We start from the raw sequence: 22,977 nt of genomic DNA, 5'->3' as shown, positions 1-22,977 counted from the left end.
CCGCCATGTTAATTACTCTGCTATGTAAAGTGCAGCGTAAAGAGATTTATATGAAATACGATCTAATCATTATTGGCAGTGGTTCCGTCGGCGCCGCCGCAGGTTATTATGCAACGCGTGCCGGGCTGAAGGTATTGATGATAGATGCCCATATGCCGCCACACACCGAAGGGAGCCACCATGGTGATACCCGCCTGATTCGTCACGCTTACGGCGAGGGCGAGCGCTATGTCCCGATGGTGTTACGCGCGCAGGCGCTGTGGGATGAGCTGGCAGAGATCAGTGGTGAGGCCGTCTTTGAGCGTACCGGCGTGATCAACCTGGGCCCTGCTGATTCTGAATTTCTGACAAATGTCGCCCAGAGCGCGCAGAAGTTTAACCTCAACGTAGAGTCTATGAGCAGCGAGGCCATTATGGCGCGCTGGCCTGAAATTCGGGTGCCTGAGAACTATGTCGGTCTGTTTGAAGGCAGTTCTGGGGTATTACGTAGCGAACTGGCGATTAAGACCTGGATTGCTCTGGCGAAAGAGTCCGGATGCGCGCAGCTGTTTAACTGCCCGGTGAGCCGCATTCAGCATGGTGATGATGAGGTGACGGTAGAAACAGCTGATGGTGCATATAGCGCGCATCGACTGCTGGTCAGTTCGGGGACCTGGGTCTCTAGCCTGGTGCCTGACCTGCCAGTGCAGCCAGTGCGCAAAGTCTTTGCGTGGTTCCAGGCCGATGGCCGCTACAGCAGTAAAAACCACTTCCCGGCGTTTACCGGCGAGTTGCCAGACGGCAATCAGTTCTACGGTTTTCCTGCTGAAAATGATGAACTCAAGATCGGTAAACATAACGGCGGGCAACCCATCACGTCCCAGCAAGAACGCGTCCCCTTTGGTGCCATAGCCAGTGATGGATCGGAGTGTTTTACATTCTTACGGAATGTACTGCCGGGCGTAGGCGGTCTGCTGCATGGAGCAGCCTGCACCTATGACAACACCCCAGACGAAGATTTTATTATTGATACGCTGCCAGGGCATGATAATACGTTGCTGATTACCGGCCTCAGCGGTCATGGCTTTAAGTTTGCCAGCGTACTGGGTGAGATTGCCGCGCAATTTGCCCAGGGTATCACGCCGTCGTTTGATCTGACGCCCTTCTCCTTAGCACGCTTTCGCTGATAATTGTCCCAGGCTTCGGGATGCCGAAGCCTTTAACTTTTCGCAAATGGGAAGTGAATGCGACGCCTGCTTAACTATCTGATCAACAATATTCGTGAGCATCTGATGCTCTATATTGTACTGTGGTCATTATTAGCCGTTATCGATGTCGTTTATATTCTGTTCTATGCGGCATAACCCCTGACACAACCTTACATTTCTTAAAATAACTATAAATTCATCCCAAATAATTTGAATTTTATTAACCCAATGAAACCTGCTGCAGGGCTGCTAAACATTTCATTTTTTACGAAAAAGCTGATGTAAAATCCCTGTCATCATCAAAGTAACTGAAAGATAAAAATTAATAGTCATTATTATTAAATATCATTTGCATTACTATTTCTGACACGTCATGTTGACCGCACATTAATATTATTGCGGTACTGACTATGCAGTTACGTAATTCCCCGACACGCTATGGTGTTATTTCCCTTTTATTACACTGGGTCACGGCCATTGTCGTTTATGCCATGTTTGGCCTCGGGTTGTGGATGGTCACGCTTAGCTACTACGATGGCTGGTACCATCAGGCACCCGAGCTGCATAAGAGCATTGGCATCCTGTTGATGATGGGTCTGGTGATCCGCATTATCTGGCGCCACGTCTCCCCGGTACCGCCGCCGCTGCAAAGCCAGACTCGCCTGACCCGACTGGCGGCCGCCTCGGCCCATATCGCCCTTTACGGCCTACTCTTTGCCATTCTAATTAGCGGCTACCTGATTTCCACCGCCGACGGCAAGCCCATCAGCGTATTCGGCCTGTTTGATGTCCCTGCACTACTGGCAGATGCCGGTACGCAGGCGGATCTCGCGGGTTCACTACATCTATGGCTCGCCTGGAGCCTGGTTGTTCTTTCCGTTTTACATGGCCTCGCCGCCATCAAACATCACGTTATCGATAAAGATGCCACCCTGACACGTATGTTGGGTAAAGCGTCGTCTGACTCTGGAGCATAAGATGAAAAAAAGCCTGCTGGGATTAACCTTAGGAACTCTGCTGTTCACCACCGGCGCCGCCGTTGCAGCAGACTATACAATTGATAAACAAGGGCAGCACGCCTTCGTCAACTTCCGCATCCAGCACCTGGGCTACAGCTGGCTGTACGGCACCTTTAATGATTTCGATGGGTCTTTTACCTTCGATGAAAAAAATCCGGCTGCCGATAAAGTGAATGTCACGATCAATACCAACAGCGTAGACACTAACCACGCTGAGCGTGATAAACACCTGCGCAGCGCAGAGTTCCTGAACGTGTCGAAGTTCCCGCAGGCGACTTTCGCGTCTACAGAAGTCAAAAAAGCAGGTGACGGGCTGGATATCACCGGTAACCTGACCTTAAACGGCGTGACTAAACCAGTGACGCTGGCAGCGAAGCTGATTGGTCAGGGCGACGATCCGTGGGGCGGCAAACGCGCCGGGTTTGAAGCTGAGGGTAAAATCCGTCTGAAGGACTTTAATATCACTACCGATCTGGGTCCGGCATCGCAGGAAGTGGATCTGATTATTTCTGTTGAAGGCGTGCAGAAGAAGTAAGTGAAGTCGGCCCGGTTGCTCGCTGCAGCCGGGCCGGACAGCCGTTATTCCGGGTCAGGAATACCCAGGCGGGTATTGAGACGACCACGCGACTTATTGAAGATTTTATTACCGTTTTCACGTCCCGCGCGGCGACGGCGCTGCTCCTCTTCAGGCAGAGCGCTCTCTTCGCTGCACAGTTCACTACAGCAGCCATTAAACTTCTCAGCACATGCCGGGCACTGAATAAACAGCAGATGACAACCGTCGTTTTTGCAGTTGGTATGCGTGTCGCATGATGTACCGCACTGATGGCAATGCGAGATCACATCCTCCGAAATTCGCTCACCCATCCGCTCATCGAAGACGAAGTTTTTACCGATAAATCGTACCGGCAGGCCCTGCTCACGGGCACGGCGGGCATACTCAATAATGCCGCCCTCAATATGCCACACCTTATTGAAGCCGTTGTGCTTCATCCAGGCACTGGCCTTTTCACAACGGATCCCACCGGTGCAGTACATAACGATCTTTTTATCTTTATGTTCCTGCATCATCTCAACGGCTTTAGGCAGTTGCTCACGGAAGGTATCTGCCGGGATCTCCAGCGCATCCTCGAAATGGCCCACTTCATATTCATAGTGATTACGCATATCGATAAACACCGCATCGGGATCGTCGAGCATGGCATTCACTTCAGCCGCCTTCAGATAGTCACCCACGTCGCTGGCATCGAAGGTCGGGTCGTCAATCCCATCGGCGACGATGCGTTCACGCACTTTCAAACGCAGCACCCAGAAGGATTTACCGTCATCTTCCAGCGCCACGTTCAGACGCAGCCCATTCAGTGCAGGATCGAAGCCGTAGAGATAATCACGTAACGCGTCGACTTTGCTTTCAGGCACGCTAATCTGCGCATTGATGCCCTCTTTGGCCAGATAAATGCGGCCAAATACGTTCAGCGCAGTCAGAGCTTTGTAGAGGGTGTCACGCGTTTCGTGCGGATTGACGATGGTGAAGTATTTATAGAACGAGATAGTCGTGCGCGGCTCTGTTTCGGCCAGCATGCGCGCTTTTAACTCCTCGTTCGAAATGCGGTTGTGTAACACTGGCATGGTGTACGGTTCCTGCAATCGTTAGAGAATCAAATCGGGCCGCATGATATAGCAAACAATGAGAATTTACATCCCTTCATTTTGCGCTACATTTCTGACTCACAAAATTTCGTTTTGCGCTTTACCCGCAACATGAGATCGCTTTTTTTGCAGAAATTTGGGCAATAGATTGAAAAATGCGACAATGCTGCATAAGGACGTTTAAGAACAGGAAAAACATGACCCATTTACCTCAATTTTCCATGGCGCTACTCCATCCACGTTATTGGCCTACCTGGCTGGGGATCGGTTTATTATGGTTAGTGGTAAAGCTGCCCTACCCCATCATCTATCGCCTTGGCTGTGTTCTGGGCCACCTTGCCCTGCGCCTGATGAAACGCCGTGCCCGCATTGCCGATCGCAATCTGGAGCTCTGCTTTCCGCAAATGGACGCAAAGGCACGCCATGAGATGGTGGTTAAAAACTTTGAATCCGTCGGTATGGGGCTGATGGAAACAGGCATGGCCTGGTTCTGGTCTGACAAGCGGATGGCACGCTGGTATGACGTCACTGGTACCGGCATGGGTCCGGTGCATCAACTTCAGGCCGATAAAACCGGCGTGCTGTTGATTGGGGTCCATTTCCTCACCCTCGAAATCGGTGCACGTATGTTTGGCATGCAGGCGCCCGGCATCGGCGTTTATCGCCCCAACGATAATCCGGTGATTGACTGGTTACAAACCTGGGGACGTATGCGTTCCAATAAGAGCATGATTGACCGTAAAGACCTGAAAGGGATGATTCGCGCCCTGAAATCAGGTGAGGTCATCTGGTACGCGCCAGATCATGACTATGGTCGTAACGCCAGCGTCTTTGTCCCCTTCTTTGCCGTAGAAGAGGCAGCGACGACCTCCGGTACCTGGATGCTGGCGCGCATGTCCAAAGCGGCGATTGTTCCCTTCGTACCGCGGCGAAAACCTGATGGTAAAGGTTATGAACTGATGATGCTGGAGCCCGAGCTGGCTCCCCCGCTTGACGATGCCGAGACCACCGCCCGCTGGATGAATGAGGTTGTGGAGAAGTGCATCATGCTGGCACCTGAACAGTATATGTGGCTACATCGTCGCTTTAAAACCCGGCCGGAGGGCGTTCCCTCTCGCTATTAATCTCCCCGGGGCGGCCAACAGGCCGCCTCTCTTTTAGCGATAAAAGCCCTCCTCCATTGCAGCAATCATCACGCAGGCGCATAATTAGCAGGCTTATTACCTCTCATAATATTATTGCGGATTGCTATGTCGCCCTCAGATGCCCCTATAAACTGGAAACGTAATCTCGCGGTTGCGTGGTTCGGTTGTTTTTTAACCGGCGCAGCCTTCAGTCTGGTCATGCCTTTTCTGCCGCTGTATGTCGAACAGCTCGGGGTGACCGGCCATAGCGCGCTGAATATGTGGTCGGGGCTGGTGTTTAGCATTACTTTTCTCTTTTCGGCCATTGCCTCCCCCTTCTGGGGCGGACTTGCTGACCGGAAAGGGCGCAAAATCATGCTGCTGCGCTCAGCGCTGGGCATGTCCATTATCATGGTGCTGATGGGGCTGGCACAAAATGTCTGGCAGTTACTGATTTTGCGCGCTTTGCTGGGCTTACTGGGCGGGTTTGTGCCCAATGCCAACGCGCTTATTGCTACGCAGATACCGCGGCATAAAAGCGGCTGGGCGCTGGGTACGCTCTCTACCGGGGCGGTTAGCGGCGCACTCCTCGGCCCGCTGGCGGGCGGTTTTATGGCCGATATTTATGGCCTGCGGCCGGTCTTTTTTATCACCGCGGTGGTGCTGTTCATCTGTTTTATCGTCACCTTGCTGTGCATTCGGGAAAACTTTACCCCGGTGGCGAAGAAAGAGATGCTCCATGCGCGTCAGGTGATAGGCGCCCTGAAAAATCCGAAACTGGTGTTAAGTCTCTTTGTCACGACCTTAATCATTCAGGTTGCGACCGGCTCTATAGCCCCCATCCTTACGCTCTATGTGCGCGATTTAGCGGGCAACGTGAGCAATATCGCCTTTATTAGCGGCATGATTGCCTCGGTACCCGGCGTGGCGGCGCTGATCAGTGCGCCGCGACTGGGTAAACTCGGCGATCGCATTGGCCCAGAGAAAATCCTGATCGCAGCCCTGATTATTTCGGTGCTGCTGCTGATTCCTATGTCGATGGTGCAGTCCCCCTGGCAACTGGGCGTATTACGTTTCCTGTTAGGAGCTGCTGACGGGGCGCTATTGCCCGCCGTACAGACCCTGCTGGTCTACAACTCCACCAACCAGATTGCCGGGCGGATATTCAGTTATAACCAGTCTTTTCGCGATATTGGTAATGTCACCGGGCCGCTGGTGGGGGCCGGTGTCTCTGCGAGCTTCGGCTTCAGGGCCGTCTTTATTGTGACGGCCTGCGTCGTGCTCTTTAACGCCATCTATTCCTGGCTCAGCATGGCGAGAGCTACGCGCAAATCGCCGCGAAATCCTCCTTCTTCCTCCCCGGCAGTGCGTCATTAAGAAAAATGGCTGACGGCTTTCTGCGCATTCATACTTGCAATTTCAGTGGATAAGCTATCCTTTCCCTGAATGCTATGTCGAAAACAGGGAGACACTTATGACTATGTACGCCACGCTGGAAGAAGCTATTGACGCTGCACGCGAGGAGTATCTCGCCAATAATCCAGGCATTGAGGAAGAGAATGCGAATATTGAGCAACTCAATATTCAAAAATATGTTCTGCAGGATGGGGACATTATGTGGCAGGTCGAGTTTTTTGCCGACGATGGCCAGGAGGGGGAATGCCTGCCGGTATTAAGTGGCGAAGCAGCGCAGGCTGTTTTCGACGGCGATTTCGATGAAATTGAACTGCGCCAGGAGTGGCTGGAGGAGAATACCCTCCATGAGTGGGATGAAGGTGAGTTCCAGCTCGAACCGCCGCTGGATACCGAAGAGGGGCAGACCGCGGCAGACGAGTGGGACGAGCGTTAACTATTCGTACGGCCCGTGATGGGCATCAATGGGCAGGAGCAGCGTATCAAATATCAGCGAGAACGGCAGGTCCAGCACCGTCAGGTAGCGCCATGCGGAATCGCGTACATCCCACTGCACACCGGGATAATATTGATTACCATGCCCCTGTCCAGGGATGGTGCGACTAATGATGCTTCCGCATCCAGTTAGCATCAGGGACATCATGATGACGATGATGACTTTCATGGTTACCTCATAGAAAAAAATACCGGCCCACAGGCCGGTATTTTTTTTACCTCAGGCTTATTTCGCCTTCAGCGCCAACGGATTAAGCTTCAGCGTCTCGTAATGGCTAACCCACGACGAGTATCTCTCCGGGGCTGACCAGACACGATAGTGCAGACGCGACATGGTCACCGGATCGCTCAACAGCACCAGACGACGGTCACGGTTCAGTTTTTCAGGCGTTTCATTCAGCGCCTGTTCCACATGACGATCGCGGGCGATCTCCAGCACCTGGCTTGCCCGGTGACGGGCCGTTGCCATCGCCGTAGAGAGCGCGTTAAAGGATGGGTTAAATACGGCGTGCATAAACCCATCTTCCAGCGAACGGCTACGGTTAAGCTCAAGGAATCTATCAGTGTCAACCAGCACCTGCGGCGGCGAATACTCTTCCGGAATGAGGAACAGTTTCCAGCGCTTGGTACGCAGACCGACCGTTGAACGGCTGGATATAACCGACACAAACGGCGACAGAATCAGCGAGAAGACAATCGGCGCCAGCCAGAAGAGGAAACGCAGATCCAGCCATGCCATACCCACTGCCCAAACCAGACCCAGCAGCAATTGCGAACCATGACGCATAAAGGCTTCGCTCCACGGCGTGGAGTCGTCGTCACGCTGCGGTGAGTTCCAGACCACTTCCCAGCCGAGGAAGGCACTAACCACGAACACGGTATGGAACAGCATACGTACCGGCGCCAGCAGCACCGAGAACAGCACTTCCAGCAGCAGCGAGAGCGTGACGCGGAAGAACCCGCCATACTCCTTCGAGCCTTTACACCAGATGAGCACAATACTCAGCAGTTTCGGCAGGAACAGCAGCACCATGGTTGACGCAAAGAGCGCAATCGCCAGTTCAGGGCGCCACTGCGGCCACACCGGGAAAAGCTGGCGCGGTTGCAGGAAGTATTGCGGCTCGGTGAGCGCATGCACCACCTGGAGCGCCGTGGACAGCGCAAGGAACATAAACCACAGCGGCGCAGAGAGGTAAGACATTACCCCGGTGAGGAACACCGCACGGTGAACCGGGTGCATCCCTTTAACCAGGAACAGACGGAAGTTCATCAGGTTCCCGTGACACCAGCGGCGGTCGCGTTTGAGTTCATCCAGCAGGTTTGGCGGCAGCTCTTCATAAGAGCCTGGCAGATCGTAAGCGATCCACACCCCCCACCCGGCACGACGCATCAGGGCGGCTTCAACGAAGTCATGGGAGAGGATAGAACCGGCAAAAGACCCTTCGCCTGGCAGCGGCGCCAGGGCGCAATGCTCGATAAAGGGTTGAACACGGATGATGGCGTTATGGCCCCAGTAGTGGGATTCACCCAACTGCCAGAAGTGCAGGCCCGCGGTAAACAGCGGCCCGTAAACACGGGTGGCAAACTGCTGGCAACGCGCATACAGCGTATCCATACCCGACGCTTTCGGCGAAGACTGGATAATACCAGCGTTCGGGTTCGCCTCCATCAGGCGCACCAGACCGGTCAGACAGTCGCCCGTCATAACCGAGTCGGCGTCCAGCACCACCATATAGCTGTACTGGTTACCCCAGCGACGGCAGAAGTCATCGATGTTACCGCTTTTACGCTTCACACGACGGCGGCGGCGACGATAGAAGATCTGCCCTTCGCCCTGCACTTCCGCAATCAGTTCCATCCACGCTTTCTGCTCAGCAACGCAGATATCGGGGTTGTAGCTGTCGCTCAGAATATAAACGTCGAAGTGCGCCGCGTTACCGGTGGCTTTCACCGACTCCCAGGTAGCGCGCAGTCCGGCGAAGACGCGATCCACGTCTTCGTTACAAATCGGCATGATCAGCGCAGTACGGTGCTCGGGATTCAGGGGTTCATCCCCCACCGTAGAGTGCGAAATGCTGTATTTGTCACGGCCTATCAGCAGCTGCAGGAAGCCCATCAGCGCGGTCCAGAAACCGGCCGAGACCCAACAGAAGAGTACGGCGAACAGCAGCAGGATGCCGCTTTGCAGAATGTACGGCAGGATCTGCATAAAGGAGACGAGCAGATCCTGATCGAGCATGTCTGCCGGGTTGATCAGTGCCCACCCCTGGTAAGGCAGAATGGTTTTCATGTACCAGGTAGCGACAACGGTTTGCGCCACGGTCAGCAACAGCAAAATATAGCGACGGATGCTGCCTACGGTACGCCATTTTTGCTCGCTCGCCTGCTGCTCTTTCGTGAGACGAGAAAGATAACGCGGCGTAACGTCGCGGCCACGCAGACGATCCCAGAAGCGGCCTACCGGGTTCGTGCGCCACGGATCCGGGAACATGGAAGAACGCGTCGCCTTCGGCATTGCCTCAAGCTGGGTACGCCCTTCGTCATCCTTTATCAGTTGCCCTTCAGCCAGCGAATCGGGCCAGGCCTGCTCAAGGCGAGCCTTGACCGAGCCCAGCGGCGTATCGTCGTCACGGGTATATGGGTGACGTTCTGCATCCAGCGCGGTGTGTACCGCGCGGATATCGTCCTTCGGCAATGCCGCTTTCTCTATGTCAGAGAGCGGCATGGCGTCGATATACTCAGTTGTCTTATTCATTGGCAGGTAGCTGATAGCTCCAGGTTTCACTCAGCGGCTGGTCGGCGTTAACCAGAGCGGCACGCATTTCAGTCGGCTGTTTCGCATCTTTCACTTTCACGCGCAAGGTTAAACGCCACCCTTTAGTGACCGGGTTATAGCGCACACTGTTTTCAACGATTTCACCGTTGTCTCCAATGCTGGCCTGGGCGGTTACAGGGGTATCTGGCGCAAGCGTCTTCATGTTCTGACCGGCAAAATCGACCACAAATGCGATGGTGCCATCGGGCTGACGAATCAGGTTCGACTGCTTCACATCACCGGTAGAGCGACGCGTTTGCATGACATACGCGTTATCCGGAGCATGAAGTTTGTCTTCATCGCGGCTCAGCGTGATGGTGTACTTGAAGTTCATCTCTTTACCGGCTTCCGGCAGCTGATCCGGCGTCCAGTACGCAACGATATTATCGTTGGTTTCATCGTTGGTTGGGATCTCTACCAGTTCAACCTTGCCTTTACCCCATTCGCCCTTCGGCGTAATCCAGGCGCTTGGGCGCAGGTCGTAGCGGTCATCGAGATCTTCAAAACGAGAGAACTGGCGGCCACGCTGCAGCAGGCCGAAGCCTTGCGGGTTTTCCATCGCGAAGCTGCTAACAGCCAGATGTTTCGGGTTATTCAGTGGACGCCAGATCCATTCACCATTACCGGCATGAATCGACAGTCCATTGGAATCATGCAGCTCAGGACGGAAGTTGGTCGCCGGAGAGGGCTGGTTCGGCCCAAACAGGAACATACTGGTCAATGGCGCAACGCCCAGCTTGCCCACTTTATCGCGCAGGTAAACTTTGGATTGAACGTCAACCACCGTATCGCGGCCTGGAATGATCACAAAACGGTACGCGCCGGTCGCGCGAGGGGAATCCAGCAGTGCATAAACCGTCAGACGCTTGTCGGTAGGTTTTGGACGCTCGACCCAAAACTCACGAAAACGCGGGAACTCTTCGCCAGAGGGCAGCGCCGTATCAATGGCCAGACCGCGCGCAGAGATACCGTACACCTGGCCGGCACCGATCACGCGGAAATAACTTGCGCCAAGCATGCTGACGATTTCGTCATTTTTATCTTTGCTGTTAATAGGATAAAGCACCTTGAAGCCAGCAAAGCCCAAATCTTTTACCGTGTCTTTATCGTGCTGTACGTTGCCAAAATTAAAATAATCCGGGCTGTACTTGATTTTACGCACTGCCGTGGCGGTCACTTCATTAATGGTGACTGGCGTGTCGAAATACATCCCCTGGTGATAAAACTCAAGCTTGAACGGGGTCTTAGTGTTGTTCCAGTAAGCTTTGTCGCGGTTAAACTGGATCTGCTGATAGTCCGCATATTTCATGTCGCGGAAAACGGAGGGCAGGTTACTTTTTGGCGCTTCATAGCTCTTGCCCGCCATCGATTTTGCCTGTTTTGCGACGTCGTCGATGGTAAAGGACCAGGCCGATGAGGTATATAGAGACAACAGTACAGCTGCCCCCAACCAACGCATTTTCATCATTTGTGGTTTATGTTTCATAATAAGTAAGCACTTCCCCCTTTGTGTGCTTATATCGATCCGATCCATTTTAATGGAAAATCAGGCATTCCGACAACATAATCACCGCTTTGTTCAGCGCGCTGGCTCATGGATTAAGCAAGTGAAAGTAACCCATTTTCACTTTGCGTGCTTATCCTGGAGACAGTGTGTCGGACTTCGTGTAGGGTTGGCCTCGAATGTAACCACTATGACCCTTAGGGATAAGACGAAAAGTCTGAGAATGCACAACGTTATATGAGCACAGCACCTGCACAACGTGAATATTTCCTCGACTCCATTCGGGCATGGCTCATGCTGTTGGGGATCCCCTTTCATATCTCATTAATCTATTCAAGCCACGTCTGGCACGTGAATAGCGCCGAGCCCTCCTGGTGGCTAACGCTGTTTAACGACTTTATTCACTCTTTCCGGATGCAGGTTTTCTTTGTTATCTCCGGCTACTTCTCTTACATGCTGTTTTTGCGCTATCCGCTGAAACGCTGGTGGAAAGTGCGTGTTGAGCGCGTCGGGATACCGATGCTGACCGCCATTCCGCTCCTCACGCTACCTCAATTCATCATGCTTCAGTATGTGAAGGGAAAAGCGGATGGCTGGCATAACCTCTCCGGGTATGAAAAATACAACACCCTCGCCTGGGAGCTGATTTCACATCTCTGGTTCCTGTTGGTACTGGTGGTATTAACGACCATTAGTCTGTGGATCTTTAGCCGCGTGCGGCATCACCTTGCTACCCGTAGCGAAGGTCTGTTTGAACGAATTACGCTGGGTAAACTGTCGATTGTCTTCCTGCTATTGGGCATCGCTTACGCGGCGGTTCGTCGCACGCTGTTTATCCTCTACCCCCCTATTCTTAGCGACGGCATGTTCAACTTTGTGGTCATGCAGACGCTCTACTATCTGCCTTTCTACCTCCTGGGCGCGCTGGCCTTTATCTATCCTCAGCTGAAGGCGCTTTTTACCACCCCTTCCCGCGGATGTACGCTGGGTGCGGCGCTGGCATTTATGGCTTATCTGTTGAATCAGAAATATGGCAGCGGCGATGCCTGGATGTATGAAACTGAAAGCGTGATCACCATGCTACTTGGGCTGTGGATGGTAAATGTGGTCTTTGCGCTGGGCCACCGCCTGCTGAATTTTAAATCGTCACGGGTGACCTATTTCGTTAATGCCTCGCTCTTCATCTACCTGGTGCACCACCCACTGACGCTCTTCTTTGGTGCATACATTACGCCGCATATCGGTTCGAACCTGTTAGGATTTATTACCGGACTGGTGTTTGTCGTCGGCCTGGCGATTGTGCTGTACGAAATTCATCTGCGCATTCCCCTGCTGCGTTTCCTCTTCTCGGGTAAACCGCAGAACAAGGCTGAAAGCATCAAACACGCCGCAAACTAATAACGGTGCGCCGGATTATGGTCCGGCGCAGCTTTTACAGTAGCCACTCCACCGGCAGCCAGTAAGTGAGGCGGACCAGCACGCGCTGCCAGAAGCGGGTTTTGGGCTCCTTTTTGTGCACAATCTCTTCGCCCTCTTTGTACTCAATCCAGTTCAGACGCCCGAATTTGTCCAGCCGAAGTTGCCAGGCCTCATGACGCTGGCTACGCGAAAAGCGCTTATGTATAAGCTGTGCCAGGGTTTTGCTCTCAATCACAAAGCCCATCTCGGTATTGAGCATCGTAGAGCGGGGATCAAAATTGAGCGAACCAATAAAGACCTTCTCCCCGTCAATGCTAAAGGTTTTCGCATGCAGGCTGGAACCGGAATTCCCGGTTATCCCCCGATCGTGCAGTACCGGCGGCCCTTCCTGGGTCGGTTTTAACTCATATAACTCAATACCGTGTCGCAGCAGTTTCTTACGCCAGCGGGCATAACCTGCATGAACAACCGCCACATCATTGGCCGCTAAAGAATTGGTGAGAATGGCAATCTTCACCCCTTTCCGTACCATTTGCAGCAGCAGCGCCACGCCCGAACGGGTGGGAACAAAATAAGAAGAGATAATATCGATCTGCTGTTCCGGCGAGCCCATTACATCCAGCAAACGCTGCGGCAGTAGAGAGTGTCGCTTTGCCCTACCCTGCCCTTTACCGGGATCGTCACTGAGTAGTCGCGTTTTGGCCCAAATCAGCGGTAGGTCACGGGCTTCGAGGCGAGTGATAAATTCACTCGACGCGAGCTTGTCGAGATAGCGGCGGGTAATATCCCCCTGGTACCAGGTTTCCGGCGGGGTGAGTTTTTCCGCGATCTCCGTCTCGGAAAGCTCTAACACTTGTCGCAAAGTCGAAACCGACGCACAGCGCCAGTACCGCTCAAAATCGTCTGCCACGTCCTTTACCACAGGCCCAACGGCCATGACGTCCAGGTCAGAAAAGAGCGGCTCTTCACCGGCGCCAAAATAGGCGTCACCCACGTTGCGTCCGCCAATGATGGTCGCTTCGCCATCAACCGTGAACGATTTATTGTGCATGCGCCGGTTGAGCCTGGCAAAATCGGTCAGATAGCCCAGCGCACGCAGGCTACGAAAAGAGAAAGGGTTAAAAAGGCGAACAGAGATATTGGGATGCGCATCCAGAAGAGAGAGGATCTCATCCAGGCCCTGGGTGTTATTGTCATCCAGCAAGAGGCGAACCCGCACCCCGCGCGAGGCTGCGGCTAAGAGTACGGAAAACAACAGCCGCCCGGACATGTCGTCTTCCCAGATGTAATACTGCACATCAAGCGAGCGCTCTGCCATCTCGGCCAGCCGGTAACGACAGGCAAAAGCGTCGAGGCTGTCATCCAGCGGGAGTAGACCACACAGGCCGGGATGTGCAGAGCTTACCGGCGCAATGGCGCGGCCTAGCCGCGTATTATGCGTCGGTTTCTTGTCCTCCCTGGGTAAGGAGTCGCTGATATAGCCGGGTATTTTCTTCATCATAACAGACAAAGTATACCCGCTCCGGCAGAGGCTTGCGGGTGAGATAGTCTGAAACCGTAGCGACGGCGATTTCTGCTGCGGCCACGCGCGGAAAACCGTAAACGCCAGTACTGATGGCCGGGAATGCCAGGCTTTGATAGCCATTGGCTGCGGCCAGTTTCAGGCTGTTCAGATAGGCCTCTTCAAGGGTACGGGCTTCATGGTGATCGCCACCATGCCAGACTGGGCCGACGGTATGGATCACCGCTTTAGCAGGAAGATTGCCTGCGAGGGTTATGACCGCCTGACCCGGGGCGCACTCGCCCTGCTGCTGACGCACCTTTTTACAGGCCTCTAGTAATTCCGGACCTGCCGCCCGGTGGATGGCCCCATCCACGCCGCCGCCGCCCATCAGGGAAGGATTGGCCGCATTCACTATGACATCCACCTGCAGCGTGGTGATATCGCCCTGGATAACTTCAATTCGCGCCTGCATAAGTACCTCTGCTTGCGGTTTTCTTTTAATTGTATCGCAGAGGCCACGTAGATAAAGGGAAGATTTTGACCTCTTCCCTGTTTTAATCGAGGCCGGGCCTAGCGGTAATTGACCTCAAGAATGGCCAGTTTTCGCTCTGGAGTCAGGTATTTCATACTTAAATCTGCGACCCCAACATTCACGGTCGCCCCGTCACTGACTGCCTGATAGCTGACGTTGCGGCTGTGCATTTCACCGGCCTGATAGCAGGTAAATTGTACCGTTTGCTGTTGCGGCGAGATGACGCAGGGATCTTCCACAATGCGGCCAACGATTTTGATAACCGCTGCGTTTTCCAGCGTGGCAGAGAGAGCAGGCGCAAGGAAAAGGAGGGTGACAGAGAGACCAGAGAGATATTTGATGGCTGACGTAACCATTAGTGAGACCCTTAATGATATCGTCCTTGATGATGAAACCACCTGCCCAAAATGGACCTGTGGGCGGGTATCGACGACACCCATTACGTCAGCATAGACAGGGGCTCAAACTAATTCCAGAACTATAATATATTGATTTAATGAATGTTTTAAATCAGGATTTCGACGGCGGCCACTGCCGGGACAGGTGAAGCGATTTACCGTCAGATACTGTCACAACCATATTGATGGCATCATCAGGCCCGGCGTTTACGCTGATGCGGCTCAAGTCGACAGTCCTGTTCGCCGGTAGCGTCAGTGTATTACGCTGCTGAGAGGTACTTTGTCCCCCCTGTCCTTTGCGTAACGTGACGATCTGTACCTGGCAAAGACAGGATTCCGTTAGCGTGACCTGCGGAATAATGGTCAGCATGCCGTTCTCCTGAGAGGTTTGAAACGTTATCTGACTGGAGAGCGCAGCAAGAAGTAGCAGCGTATTCATAAATAACCCCCGAAAAAAAACAGGGCAATGGCCCTGTTTTTTTGTAGCACAGATTTGTCGATTAATACTGATGTGCAGTCGCGTTGTTGGCGAAACCAACCTGCTGGACAACGACGTTCGAGCCTGATGCAGTCTGGTCAACTGCGGCGGCGTTGCGACCGCCACTCTGAGAGACGTTGATATCCGCGTTTTTAGCGTTCCACTGGTCGATGGTAGCGTTGTTACCAAAGCCGTGCTGGGTCAGCAGAATGTCGCTGTCGTCAGCACCCTGGCCAACGTCTGCGCCGTTGCCAAAACCGTTCTGACGAATAGTCAGATCTGAATTTCTTGCATCCGTTTGCAGAGCAAGTGCTGCGTTACTGCCGCCACTCTGATAAATGCTCAAATTTGAATTTGGGCCGCCATTATTACCGCCCCAGCCGCCATTACCACCGTGGCCATATTGAGGAACAGAACCTGCCATAGCACTGCCAGAAACTACGATCGCTGCAATAACTGCCACTTTTAAAAGTTTCATGGTAAACCCCCATCGGATTGATTTAAGTGCCGCGCGTGGTTAGCGTTGGATAACGCGAATATCCATTTGCGACTGTCTCTGTACTACAACTGCTGTTTTCTGTGTACCGTACTGCGCAATGCTCGCTCTATTACCAGAACCTTTCTGGATAATCATCGCGGTATTACCGTATGCAGCTTGTTTAATGCTTGCATCATTCGAATTACCGGATTGATCAATATATGCAAGATTGTAACTGCCTGATTGATCTATCCTTGCACGATTATTTCCGCCTTCCTGTGAGACGACAGATAATAATTTCGAGCCGTCCTGCCGAACAGCAGCGTTATTATTAACGCCCTGCTGACCTATAATGGCTGACTGGTTATATGAAGCTTTACTTAATTCATTAACCGCGAAATTATATTCAGAAACCGCTAAATCTGATGTTGCCGCGAAAACTACCCCAGGCGCACCCAGCAATGTTAACATCAATAACATCTTGCTCTTCATGTTGTCACCCTGGACCTGGACTTACGTGAATAACATTGTGTTAACAACAGTGAAAATTTGTTAACGCCGCGTTACGAAGAACAGTATGTCGGGGTAAACAATTTAAATATCTCACCCGCCAGTTGTATTTTTATTCTTGTGGTCACCCCAAAGTATTAATTAATACTCATCAAGGAAGCGATAAGTCTGGTTATCGTTATGTCAGACGGGTCATTTCCCACTTTTAACAATAAAACGTAGAGGATGGCGAACCGGGCGTTACGGCTTCGTTATAGGTGATAAAACAGGATATATTTTTAAGAGCGTGACACAAGGCATCATTTCTTAAGACGTTTACAGATTGTAACCTGAGTCGTAGATTCCGGGCAGGACTCATACCTGATGCGCAAGCCTGTACAAATTAAATTTACATTTAAATTCATCTGGTTATAAATATTTGTATGATTTTTAAAATGTGTGCACCAATATCACTATGTACAACTTTATTATCAAATATAAGCATTTTAAACTCTCTGTTTTTACAAATCGATATTGATTTTTACATCCTGTTACATGTTTAACACTTGCTTTAAAAATCGTAATAGCTAGATTGAAATCAGAAGTTCAGTAGTATTTTTTATTTTACCTCCTTCTGGAGGATATGATTTTCTTCTACACACAGCAGTGCAACATCTGTCAGTACTTCTGGTGCCCTCTTAATATAAGAGGGCAGCTGCCGGATGTCCCGAAAAAAGGGGTTTCATCATGTTTAATGAAGTCCATAGTATTCATGGTCATGCTTTATTGTTGATCACCAAACCTTCGTTACAAGCCACAGCTTTACTACAGCATTTGAAACATACTCTGTCACTGAACGGGAAATTGCATAATATTCAACGTTCTTTTGACGACATTACGACTGGCAGTATTATTCTTTTCGATATGATGGAAGCCGACAAAAAGCTTATCCATTACTGGCAGGATATTTTAAGCAGGAAAAACAATAATATCCGTGTACTTTTATTGAATACTCCTGACGAGTATCCCTTCAGAGATATCGAAAGCTGGCCCCATATCAACGGCGTTTTTTATGTCAGTGAAGACGAGACGCGCGTTATCGATGGGCTGCAAAGCATATTGCGCGGCGAATGCTACTTTTCGCAAAAGCTTGCTAGCTATCTCATCACCCACTCCGGAAATTATCGCTACAACAGTTCGGAATCCGCTTTGCTTACGCATCGCGAAAAAGAGATTTTGAATAAACTTCGCATCGGAGCTTCAAATATTGAAATCGCCCGTTCGTTATTTATCAGCGAAAATACGGTTAAGACTCACCTTTATAATCTTTTCAAGAAGATAGCTGTTAAAAACCGAACTCAGGCTGTTTCATGGGCAAACGATAACCTCAGGCGTTAACGCTATGAAACGCACCATGAGTTGGATTGCCGCAGCAGGTTTTTTACTTGCTGCCGGGGAGCTGCACGCGGTTGAAGTGGAGATCCCCGGATTATTGACCGATCACACAGTTTCATCTGTCGGGCACAGCTTTTATCGTGCATTTAGTGACAAATGGGAAAGTGATTACCCCGGCAACTTAACCATCAATGAGCGGCCCAGCGCACGTTGGGGAAGCTGGATAACCATAACGGTCAATCAGGACGTGATATTTCAGACTTTCTTATTCCCAGGCAAACAAGGTCTCGATGACAACGTGAATGTTGCCCTGGCGCAAACCGAAGAGGCGCTTAATCGTTTGCAAATAGATAAAGCTCTATTGAGCACAGGCGATTTAGCACAAGACGAATTTTAAAAGCATTATTATCCGGAGGCTGTCATGCGTATAAAACATGCAGTGATTGTATTAATGTTTATTTCACCCATTACCTGGGCCGGGAATATGACTTTCCAGTTCCGCAATCCTAATTTTGGTGGAAACCCCAATAATGGCGCATTCCTTTTAAACAGTGCCCAGGCACAGAACTCCTATAAAGATCCCAGTTTTGACGATGACTTTGGCATCGAAACGCCCTCTGCGCTGGATAACTTTACCCAGGCTATTCAGTCGCAAATATTGGGTGGACTGTTAACCAATATTAATACCGGTAAGCCTGGCCGCATGGTAACCAGCGATTACATCGTTGATATTGCTAATAAAGATGGGCAGTTGCAGTTAAACGTAACCGACCGGAAAACGGGGAAAACCTCCACTATCCAGGTTTCGGGTTTACAAACTAACTCAACCGACTTTTAGACAACGTCGTAATAAGGACAATAATCATGCAGCGCTTACTGTTACTTGTTGCAGTGTGCTTATTGAGCGGTTGTTTAACTGCTCCACCTAAAGAAGCCGCAAAACCGACATTAATGCCTCGGGCCCAGAGTTATCGTGATTTAACGCATCTGCCGATGCCGACCGGGAAAGTTTTCGTCTCGGTCTATAACATCCAGGATGAGACCGGACAATTCAAACCTTACCCGGCGAGTAACTTCTCTACTGCAGTACCGCAAAGCGCCACGGCAATGCTGGTGACGGCGTTAAAAGATTCTCGCTGGTTTGTGCCGCTGGAACGTCAGGGACTGCAAAACCTGCTGAACGAACGTAAGATTATTCGTGCCGCGCAGGAGAACGGAACCGTTGCCATCAATAACCGTGTTCCGCTCGAGTCGTTAACTGCAGCAAACGTCATGGTGGAAGGTTCGATTATTGGTTACGAAAGTAACGTGAAATCTGGCGGCGTGGGGGCCCGGTATTTTGGTATCGGCGGCGATACCCAGTACCAGCTGGATCAGATAGCGGTTAACCTTCGTGTTATTAACGTTAGCACGGGTGAGATCTTATCTTCGGTCACCACCAGCAAAACGATCCTCTCTTATGAGGTTCAGGCAGGGGTCTTCCGCTTTATTGATTACCAGCGCCTGCTTGAGGGTGAAATTGGCTACACCTCGAATGAACCGGTCATGCTCTGCCTGATGTCTGCTATCGAGACAGGGGTTATTTTCCTGATTAACGACGGTATCGATCGTGGTTTATGGGATCTGCAGAATAAAAATGATGTGAAAAACGATATCCTTGTTAAATACCGTCAGATGTCGGTACCGCCGGAATCCTGATTGCTAATGGCGCATCAAAAAAGGCGAGACAGATGTCTCGCCTTTTTTATTCATTTAACGCCGCTACGCGTTGCGATCGTTCTCGCCTGGCGGCAATCCACAGCCCGCTATTTTTCATGGCATACCCAAATACCAGCCCCAGCAGCAGAGACGGCACCACCAGCGCCCAGTTTCCCTGCCCTGCGAAGGTAGCGCACGCACCGATAAAGGTGCCCGGTACGAACGAAAGCAGCAGATGTTTTGCCTGTATGCACATCAGAAACGCCACTATACCGGTCATAACGTAGCCTGCCAGCTCCATATGCGGTGCCAGCGCGCTGCCGTGAATGATGATTAACGCCCATGCAACACCGCTCATCAGGGTGCAGCCGGAGATAAAGAGCCCCTTAAGTCCGCCCTGCGGGCAGGCGAAATAGGCCGTACATCCCAGGAAACCGGCCCAGCTCAGTAGCCCTAATGAGACGGCAACCCATCCCCAGATACCGGAGAGGATGCCTGTCGTGATTGCGATAGAAAGGAGTATGTTCATGGCGCGCATCTTAGCAGATACGCGCCAGTGAAATGCGATCAGAAGCACATAATATGTAAAATGAGATTCACCGTTACATTATTTATGTGACAGATATCACTCTTCGTTCTCTTCCTGAAGTTCATCCCACATGGCTGCGATAGCGTCACGGGTCAAGGGCGCCATGGTCCGCCAGAATGGAGAGGCCGCATGGGCTTCAACTTTCCCCAGGAAGGTGTCACACCACGGCAGAATGTAATCCGCAAAGAGCGTTTCAAGCGCCTCGTTTTCGTCGTCCCCGGCATGATCTTCAATCCACGATGCTGCCAGCAGCAAGGTACCGATGTGATCCGCCGGCGTATCAGACAGGGGCATACCGCGCTCTGAAAGAAAAGCCCGTACCTCGGCCTCTGTTGCCCCCTCTTCCCAGGCGGAACGATAAGGTGACACGCGGCACTCCTCGCCAACAAACAGAGCGTTGTAATCTGCGGCAATTTGCTGCATATCGCAGCTATTCTGCAGACGCTGTAACTGCTCATCCTGCTCCAGCGGCCAGCTCTGCGCCAGTTTGCCTTCACGAATCAGGGTGAAGAGCGGCACCAGCAGCGGATCCTGAGGCTGACGGTAGTACAAAGAACCCAGCACGCGGCAGAGGATGGAAAACTCATTCATTTATTTAGTCCATTACACAGTTAAAATTCAGCAAATTCAGGGATAGGTTCCATCCCCCGCGACGCCAGGAAGTCGAGCATGCGTCGAGGCGTCACGTTCAGAATCTGATCTTCCGGGAAGTCGACCTCGTCGAGGATTTTACGGCACTCGCTAAAATCACCCAGCGTGAACGCGGTGTGGGAGTCGGAACCCAGCGCCACCATCCCTCCGGCGTCTCGTACCGCCGCCGCGACAGCCCGGCAGTTCGCCTCACTGCCCTTACGCGAGTGAACGAATGATGAGTTGTTGATCTCCAGCGCCACGCGGTGTTCGGCCGCGGCCTGCGCCACTGCCTTAATGTCGATAGGATATTTTGGATTGCCCGGATGGCTGATGATATGCACATTGCCGCTGGCAATGGTGGCAATCATCGCCTCGGTATTTGTGGCCTGATCCTGAGGGGCAAATACCGGTTCATGGAACCCGGCCAGAATCAGATCCAGAGAGGTGAGCATCGGGCCGGTACAGTCAATCTCACCCTGGGTGTTTTTGATATTCGCCTCAATGCCGCGCAGGATCCCGACGCCGTCTACCACGCGTGGCCAGATACGCATATTCACAAAGTGCCAATAGTGCGGAGCATCTGCCATATCAGGGCCGTGATCGGTAATCGCAAAGAGTTTGATGTTCTTAAGCTTTGCTTGTGCGATGTAGTCATGAAGGTTGCTGTAGGCGTGGGTGCTGGCGACAGTGTGCATGTGCAGGTCAACGGGATACATCATTCTCTCCTCTCATCTTTCCCAAAGGATAGCAGTTATCGTCTGCGAATATTAGCAAAAACCCGGCAAACGCCGGGTTTAACTCAGTAACCGCGCTGGCGGTCTACCTGTCCGCTGACGGGTTTTCCCGCTTCCAGCTGTGTGATAGTGCGGGCAATATAATCGACGGCTTCTGCCGGACGCGTGACGGCGGCAATATGCGGCGTCATGGCCACGCGCGGATGCGCCCAGAGCGGGCTTTCAGGCGGCAGCGGCTCTTTACTGTAGACATCCAGCATGGCCCCTTTCAGTTTTCCGCTCTCGAGGGCAGCCAGCAGGTCAGGTTCAATCACGTGCACGCCGCGAGCCAGGTTGATGAGATAACTTTGATCGGGCAGTTGTCTGAGCAGCGCCCCATTGATAATGCCCGCCGTCTCTGCCGTATTGGGCAGCAGGTTTATGAGCACGCGGGTCTCTTTGAGGAAATCTGGCAGCTCTTCCACACCGGCATAGCTGGTTACGCCTGGTAACTCTTTACGACTGCGACTCCAGCAGCGCAGCGGGAATCCCCAGGGTGCCAGCGCTTCGGCAACTTTCGAGCCCAGCACGCCCGCCCCCATGATCCCAATGGTAAAGTCTTCACGCTGATAATCCGCTAACGGTTCCCAGTGCGCCTGTAACTTGAAGGCCTGATAATCATCGAATCGGCGGAACCAGTGCAATACCTGGCTAACGGCATACTCCTGCATCTGCTCGCCCATCCCGGTATCTTCCAGGCGGAACAGGGGGATATGTTCAGGCAACATCTCTGGATGGGCTTTTAGCTTGCTGAGAATCGAATCAACGCCGGCGCCGAGTGCAAACACTGCTTTCAGATCGCGTCCCTGGAGCATTTCGACGGGTGGATGCCAGACCAGGGCGTAATCCGCATGATCTTTATCTCCCCGCTTCCACTCGCGGACCCGCGCGCCCGGCAATGCTGCTGACAGGGCATTAAGCCAATAAGCGGTATCAAATGTAGGGTGATAAAAGATGATATCCATAATTTCTCCTGCTTTTCTGCGCTGTTTTATTTTCATTTTCAACTGGATTGCCAGCATAACAAATAAATGCGGCTGCTGCGTTGCTGATAAAAGAGACGCTTTCAGAACAATTAGGAATCATATTGCTTGAAGTTTGTATGAACGCGCTAAATTACTGAAAAAGTGAGTTGACGACCGTTCGGGTTTTCCTTACATTAGCGCCCGTCCCAGCAACAACGGGATGACAATATGGTGAGGTGTCCGAGTGGCTGAAGGAGCACGCCTGGAAAGTGTGTATACGGCAACGTATCGGGGGTTCGAATCCCCCCCTCACCGCCATATTTTGAGAAAGAGCTCGTACGCAAGTACGGGCTTTTTTTTCGTATATTGCACGCCTGCGGGGGGGGATGAGAACCCCCGACCGGGGTTCGACAACTGGC

At 52.0% G+C, this 22,977-nt stretch carries 26 protein-coding genes and 1 tRNA gene; 13 read left to right on the top strand and 14 right to left on the bottom strand.

What is annotated here, in order from left to right; all coding sequences use genetic code 11:
• The first annotated feature begins 50 nt into the window (after positions 1 to 50).
• The 4 genes from solA to B3B59_RS01875 all read left to right on the top strand — a co-directional run bounded on the left by solA (position 51) and on the right by B3B59_RS01875 (position 2,741).
• The gene (gene solA / locus B3B59_RS01890; RefSeq protein ID WP_233803854.1) at positions 51 to 1,166 is read left to right on the top strand and encodes an N-methyl-L-tryptophan oxidase; all 1,116 of its coding nucleotides are present in this window, start codon (positions 51 to 53) and stop codon (positions 1,164 to 1,166) included.
• A gap of 57 nt (positions 1,167 to 1,223) precedes the next feature.
• A complete protein-coding gene (locus B3B59_RS01885) occupies positions 1,224 to 1,343 on the top strand; it encodes a YceO family protein (protein WP_046885716.1) in 120 nt (39 codons plus the stop codon).
• Positions 1,344 to 1,597: 254 nt separating this feature from the next.
• Positions 1,598 to 2,164 carry a cytochrome b gene (locus B3B59_RS01880; RefSeq protein ID WP_207293461.1) on the top strand — a complete coding sequence of 189 codons (567 nt, stop codon included), beginning with the start codon at positions 1,598 to 1,600 and terminating at the stop codon, positions 2,162 to 2,164.
• Position 2,165: 1 nt separating this feature from the next.
• A complete protein-coding gene (locus B3B59_RS01875; RefSeq protein ID WP_040076191.1) occupies positions 2,166 to 2,741 on the top strand; it encodes a YceI family protein in 576 nt (191 codons plus the stop codon).
• 44 nt (positions 2,742 to 2,785) lie between these two features.
• Here the strand turns inward: B3B59_RS01875 and B3B59_RS01870 are convergent, their stop codons facing one another.
• Positions 2,786 to 3,835 (bottom strand): rhodanese-related sulfurtransferase, encoded by a 1,050-nt coding sequence (locus B3B59_RS01870; RefSeq protein WP_046885718.1) that lies wholly within the window; start codon positions 3,833 to 3,835, stop codon positions 2,786 to 2,788.
• Between the two features lie 218 nt (positions 3,836 to 4,053).
• On the opposite strand from B3B59_RS01870, the gene B3B59_RS01865 reads away from it, so the two are divergent.
• The 3 genes from B3B59_RS01865 to B3B59_RS01855 all read left to right on the top strand — a co-directional run bounded on the left by B3B59_RS01865 (position 4,054) and on the right by B3B59_RS01855 (position 6,829).
• Positions 4,054 to 4,980: a Kdo(2)-lipid IV(A) acyltransferase gene (locus B3B59_RS01865; RefSeq protein ID WP_046885719.1), complete on the top strand. Its 927-nt coding sequence runs from the start codon at positions 4,054 to 4,056 to the stop codon at positions 4,978 to 4,980.
• Positions 4,981 to 5,106: 126 nt separating this feature from the next.
• Positions 5,107 to 6,357 carry a multidrug efflux MFS transporter MdtG gene (gene mdtG / locus B3B59_RS01860; RefSeq protein WP_286807987.1) on the top strand — a complete coding sequence of 417 codons (1,251 nt, stop codon included), beginning with the start codon at positions 5,107 to 5,109 and terminating at the stop codon, positions 6,355 to 6,357.
• A gap of 97 nt (positions 6,358 to 6,454) precedes the next feature.
• Positions 6,455 to 6,829: a MysB family protein gene (locus B3B59_RS01855; RefSeq protein WP_040076196.1), complete on the top strand. Its 375-nt coding sequence runs from the start codon at positions 6,455 to 6,457 to the stop codon at positions 6,827 to 6,829.
• Here B3B59_RS01855 and B3B59_RS01850 read toward each other — a convergent pair whose 3' ends face one another.
• From B3B59_RS01850 to mdoG, 3 genes are read right to left on the bottom strand one after another with little or no spacing between them, the layout of a single operon-like run.
• Positions 6,830 to 7,057, bottom strand: a complete 228-nt coding sequence (locus B3B59_RS01850; protein WP_040076197.1) for a YceK/YidQ family lipoprotein — start codon at positions 7,055 to 7,057, stop codon at positions 6,830 to 6,832.
• Between the two features lie 57 nt (positions 7,058 to 7,114).
• On the bottom strand, positions 7,115 to 9,643 hold the full coding sequence (mdoH, locus tag B3B59_RS01845) for a glucans biosynthesis glucosyltransferase MdoH (RefSeq protein ID WP_046885721.1): 2,529 nt from the start codon (positions 9,641 to 9,643) through the stop codon (positions 7,115 to 7,117).
• On the bottom strand, positions 9,636 to 11,171 hold the full coding sequence (gene mdoG / locus B3B59_RS01840) for a glucan biosynthesis protein G (RefSeq protein ID WP_207293457.1): 1,536 nt from the start codon (positions 11,169 to 11,171) through the stop codon (positions 9,636 to 9,638). Before mdoG ends, mdoH begins: the two co-directional genes overlap by 8 nt.
• A gap of 273 nt (positions 11,172 to 11,444) precedes the next feature.
• Between mdoG and mdoC the strand changes: the two genes are divergently transcribed.
• Positions 11,445 to 12,605 (top strand): glucans biosynthesis protein MdoC, encoded by a 1,161-nt coding sequence (mdoC, locus tag B3B59_RS01835; protein WP_286807986.1) that lies wholly within the window; start codon positions 11,445 to 11,447, stop codon positions 12,603 to 12,605.
• 34 nt (positions 12,606 to 12,639) lie between these two features.
• Here mdoC and B3B59_RS01830 read toward each other — a convergent pair whose 3' ends face one another.
• From B3B59_RS01830 to csgB, 6 genes are all read right to left on the bottom strand, one after another.
• On the bottom strand, positions 12,640 to 14,124 hold the full coding sequence (locus B3B59_RS01830) for a phospholipase D family protein (RefSeq protein ID WP_212478670.1): 1,485 nt from the start codon (positions 14,122 to 14,124) through the stop codon (positions 12,640 to 12,642).
• Positions 14,060 to 14,602 carry an O-acetyl-ADP-ribose deacetylase gene (gene ymdB / locus B3B59_RS01825; protein ID WP_040076201.1) on the bottom strand — a complete coding sequence of 181 codons (543 nt, stop codon included), beginning with the start codon at positions 14,600 to 14,602 and terminating at the stop codon, positions 14,060 to 14,062. Before ymdB ends, B3B59_RS01830 begins: the two co-directional genes overlap by 65 nt.
• Before the next feature lie 98 nt (positions 14,603 to 14,700).
• Positions 14,701 to 15,018: a type 1 fimbrial protein gene (locus B3B59_RS01820; protein ID WP_286807985.1), complete on the bottom strand. Its 318-nt coding sequence runs from the start codon at positions 15,016 to 15,018 to the stop codon at positions 14,701 to 14,703.
• Between the two features lie 154 nt (positions 15,019 to 15,172).
• The gene (gene csgC / locus B3B59_RS01815) at positions 15,173 to 15,499 is read right to left on the bottom strand and encodes a curli assembly chaperone CsgC (RefSeq protein WP_046885727.1); all 327 of its coding nucleotides are present in this window, start codon (positions 15,497 to 15,499) and stop codon (positions 15,173 to 15,175) included.
• A gap of 61 nt (positions 15,500 to 15,560) precedes the next feature.
• On the bottom strand, positions 15,561 to 16,016 hold the full coding sequence (gene csgA / locus B3B59_RS01810) for a curli major subunit CsgA (protein WP_040076204.1): 456 nt from the start codon (positions 16,014 to 16,016) through the stop codon (positions 15,561 to 15,563).
• Positions 16,017 to 16,055: 39 nt separating this feature from the next.
• Positions 16,056 to 16,508: a curli minor subunit CsgB gene (gene csgB, locus B3B59_RS01805; protein WP_046885728.1), complete on the bottom strand. Its 453-nt coding sequence runs from the start codon at positions 16,506 to 16,508 to the stop codon at positions 16,056 to 16,058.
• Positions 16,509 to 17,252: 744 nt separating this feature from the next.
• Between csgB and csgD the strand changes: the two genes are divergently transcribed.
• Genes csgD through csgG form a run of 4 tightly spaced genes read left to right on the top strand, consistent with a single transcriptional unit; the run spans position 17,253 to position 19,598 of the window.
• Complete coding sequence (csgD, locus tag B3B59_RS01800) at positions 17,253 to 17,903, top strand: biofilm master transcriptional regulator CsgD (protein WP_046885729.1); 651 nt, start codon at positions 17,253 to 17,255, stop codon at positions 17,901 to 17,903.
• A 4-nt stretch (positions 17,904 to 17,907) separates the two neighbouring features.
• On the top strand, positions 17,908 to 18,297 hold the full coding sequence (gene csgE / locus B3B59_RS01795; protein ID WP_040076209.1) for a curli production assembly/transport protein CsgE: 390 nt from the start codon (positions 17,908 to 17,910) through the stop codon (positions 18,295 to 18,297).
• 24 nt (positions 18,298 to 18,321) lie between these two features.
• Positions 18,322 to 18,738, top strand: a complete 417-nt coding sequence (gene csgF / locus B3B59_RS01790) for a curli production assembly/transport protein CsgF (RefSeq protein WP_040076210.1) — start codon at positions 18,322 to 18,324, stop codon at positions 18,736 to 18,738.
• Between the two features lie 26 nt (positions 18,739 to 18,764).
• Entirely contained in the window at positions 18,765 to 19,598 is an 834-nt protein-coding gene (csgG, locus tag B3B59_RS01785; protein ID WP_040076211.1) for a curli production assembly/transport protein CsgG, read from the top strand.
• 46 nt (positions 19,599 to 19,644) lie between these two features.
• Here the strand turns inward: csgG and B3B59_RS01780 are convergent, their stop codons facing one another.
• The 4 genes from B3B59_RS01780 to ghrA all read right to left on the bottom strand — a co-directional run bounded on the left by B3B59_RS01780 (position 19,645) and on the right by ghrA (position 22,558).
• Positions 19,645 to 20,127, bottom strand: a complete 483-nt coding sequence (locus B3B59_RS01780) for a DUF1097 domain-containing protein (protein ID WP_286807984.1) — start codon at positions 20,125 to 20,127, stop codon at positions 19,645 to 19,647.
• A 96-nt stretch (positions 20,128 to 20,223) separates the two neighbouring features.
• The gene (locus B3B59_RS01775; RefSeq protein WP_212478666.1) at positions 20,224 to 20,778 is read right to left on the bottom strand and encodes a TorD/DmsD family molecular chaperone; all 555 of its coding nucleotides are present in this window, start codon (positions 20,776 to 20,778) and stop codon (positions 20,224 to 20,226) included.
• Between the two features lie 20 nt (positions 20,779 to 20,798).
• Complete coding sequence (locus B3B59_RS01770; RefSeq protein WP_233803868.1) at positions 20,799 to 21,536, bottom strand: phosphatase; 738 nt, start codon at positions 21,534 to 21,536, stop codon at positions 20,799 to 20,801.
• Between the two features lie 83 nt (positions 21,537 to 21,619).
• A complete protein-coding gene (ghrA, locus tag B3B59_RS01765; protein WP_286807983.1) occupies positions 21,620 to 22,558 on the bottom strand; it encodes a glyoxylate/hydroxypyruvate reductase GhrA in 939 nt (312 codons plus the stop codon).
• A 230-nt stretch (positions 22,559 to 22,788) separates the two neighbouring features.
• Between ghrA and B3B59_RS01760 the strand changes: the two genes are divergently transcribed.
• Positions 22,789 to 22,876, top strand: a tRNA-Ser gene (locus B3B59_RS01760).
• The last annotated feature ends 101 nt before the right edge of the window (positions 22,877 to 22,977 follow it).

Source organism: Leclercia sp. UBA2479, from assembly GCF_002341985.1.
GTDB classification, from domain to species: domain Bacteria; phylum Pseudomonadota; class Gammaproteobacteria; order Enterobacterales; family Enterobacteriaceae; genus Enterobacter; species Enterobacter pneumoniae.
Note: the sequence above shows the minus strand (reverse complement) of the source record. Positions and strands in the feature narration are given on the sequence as shown.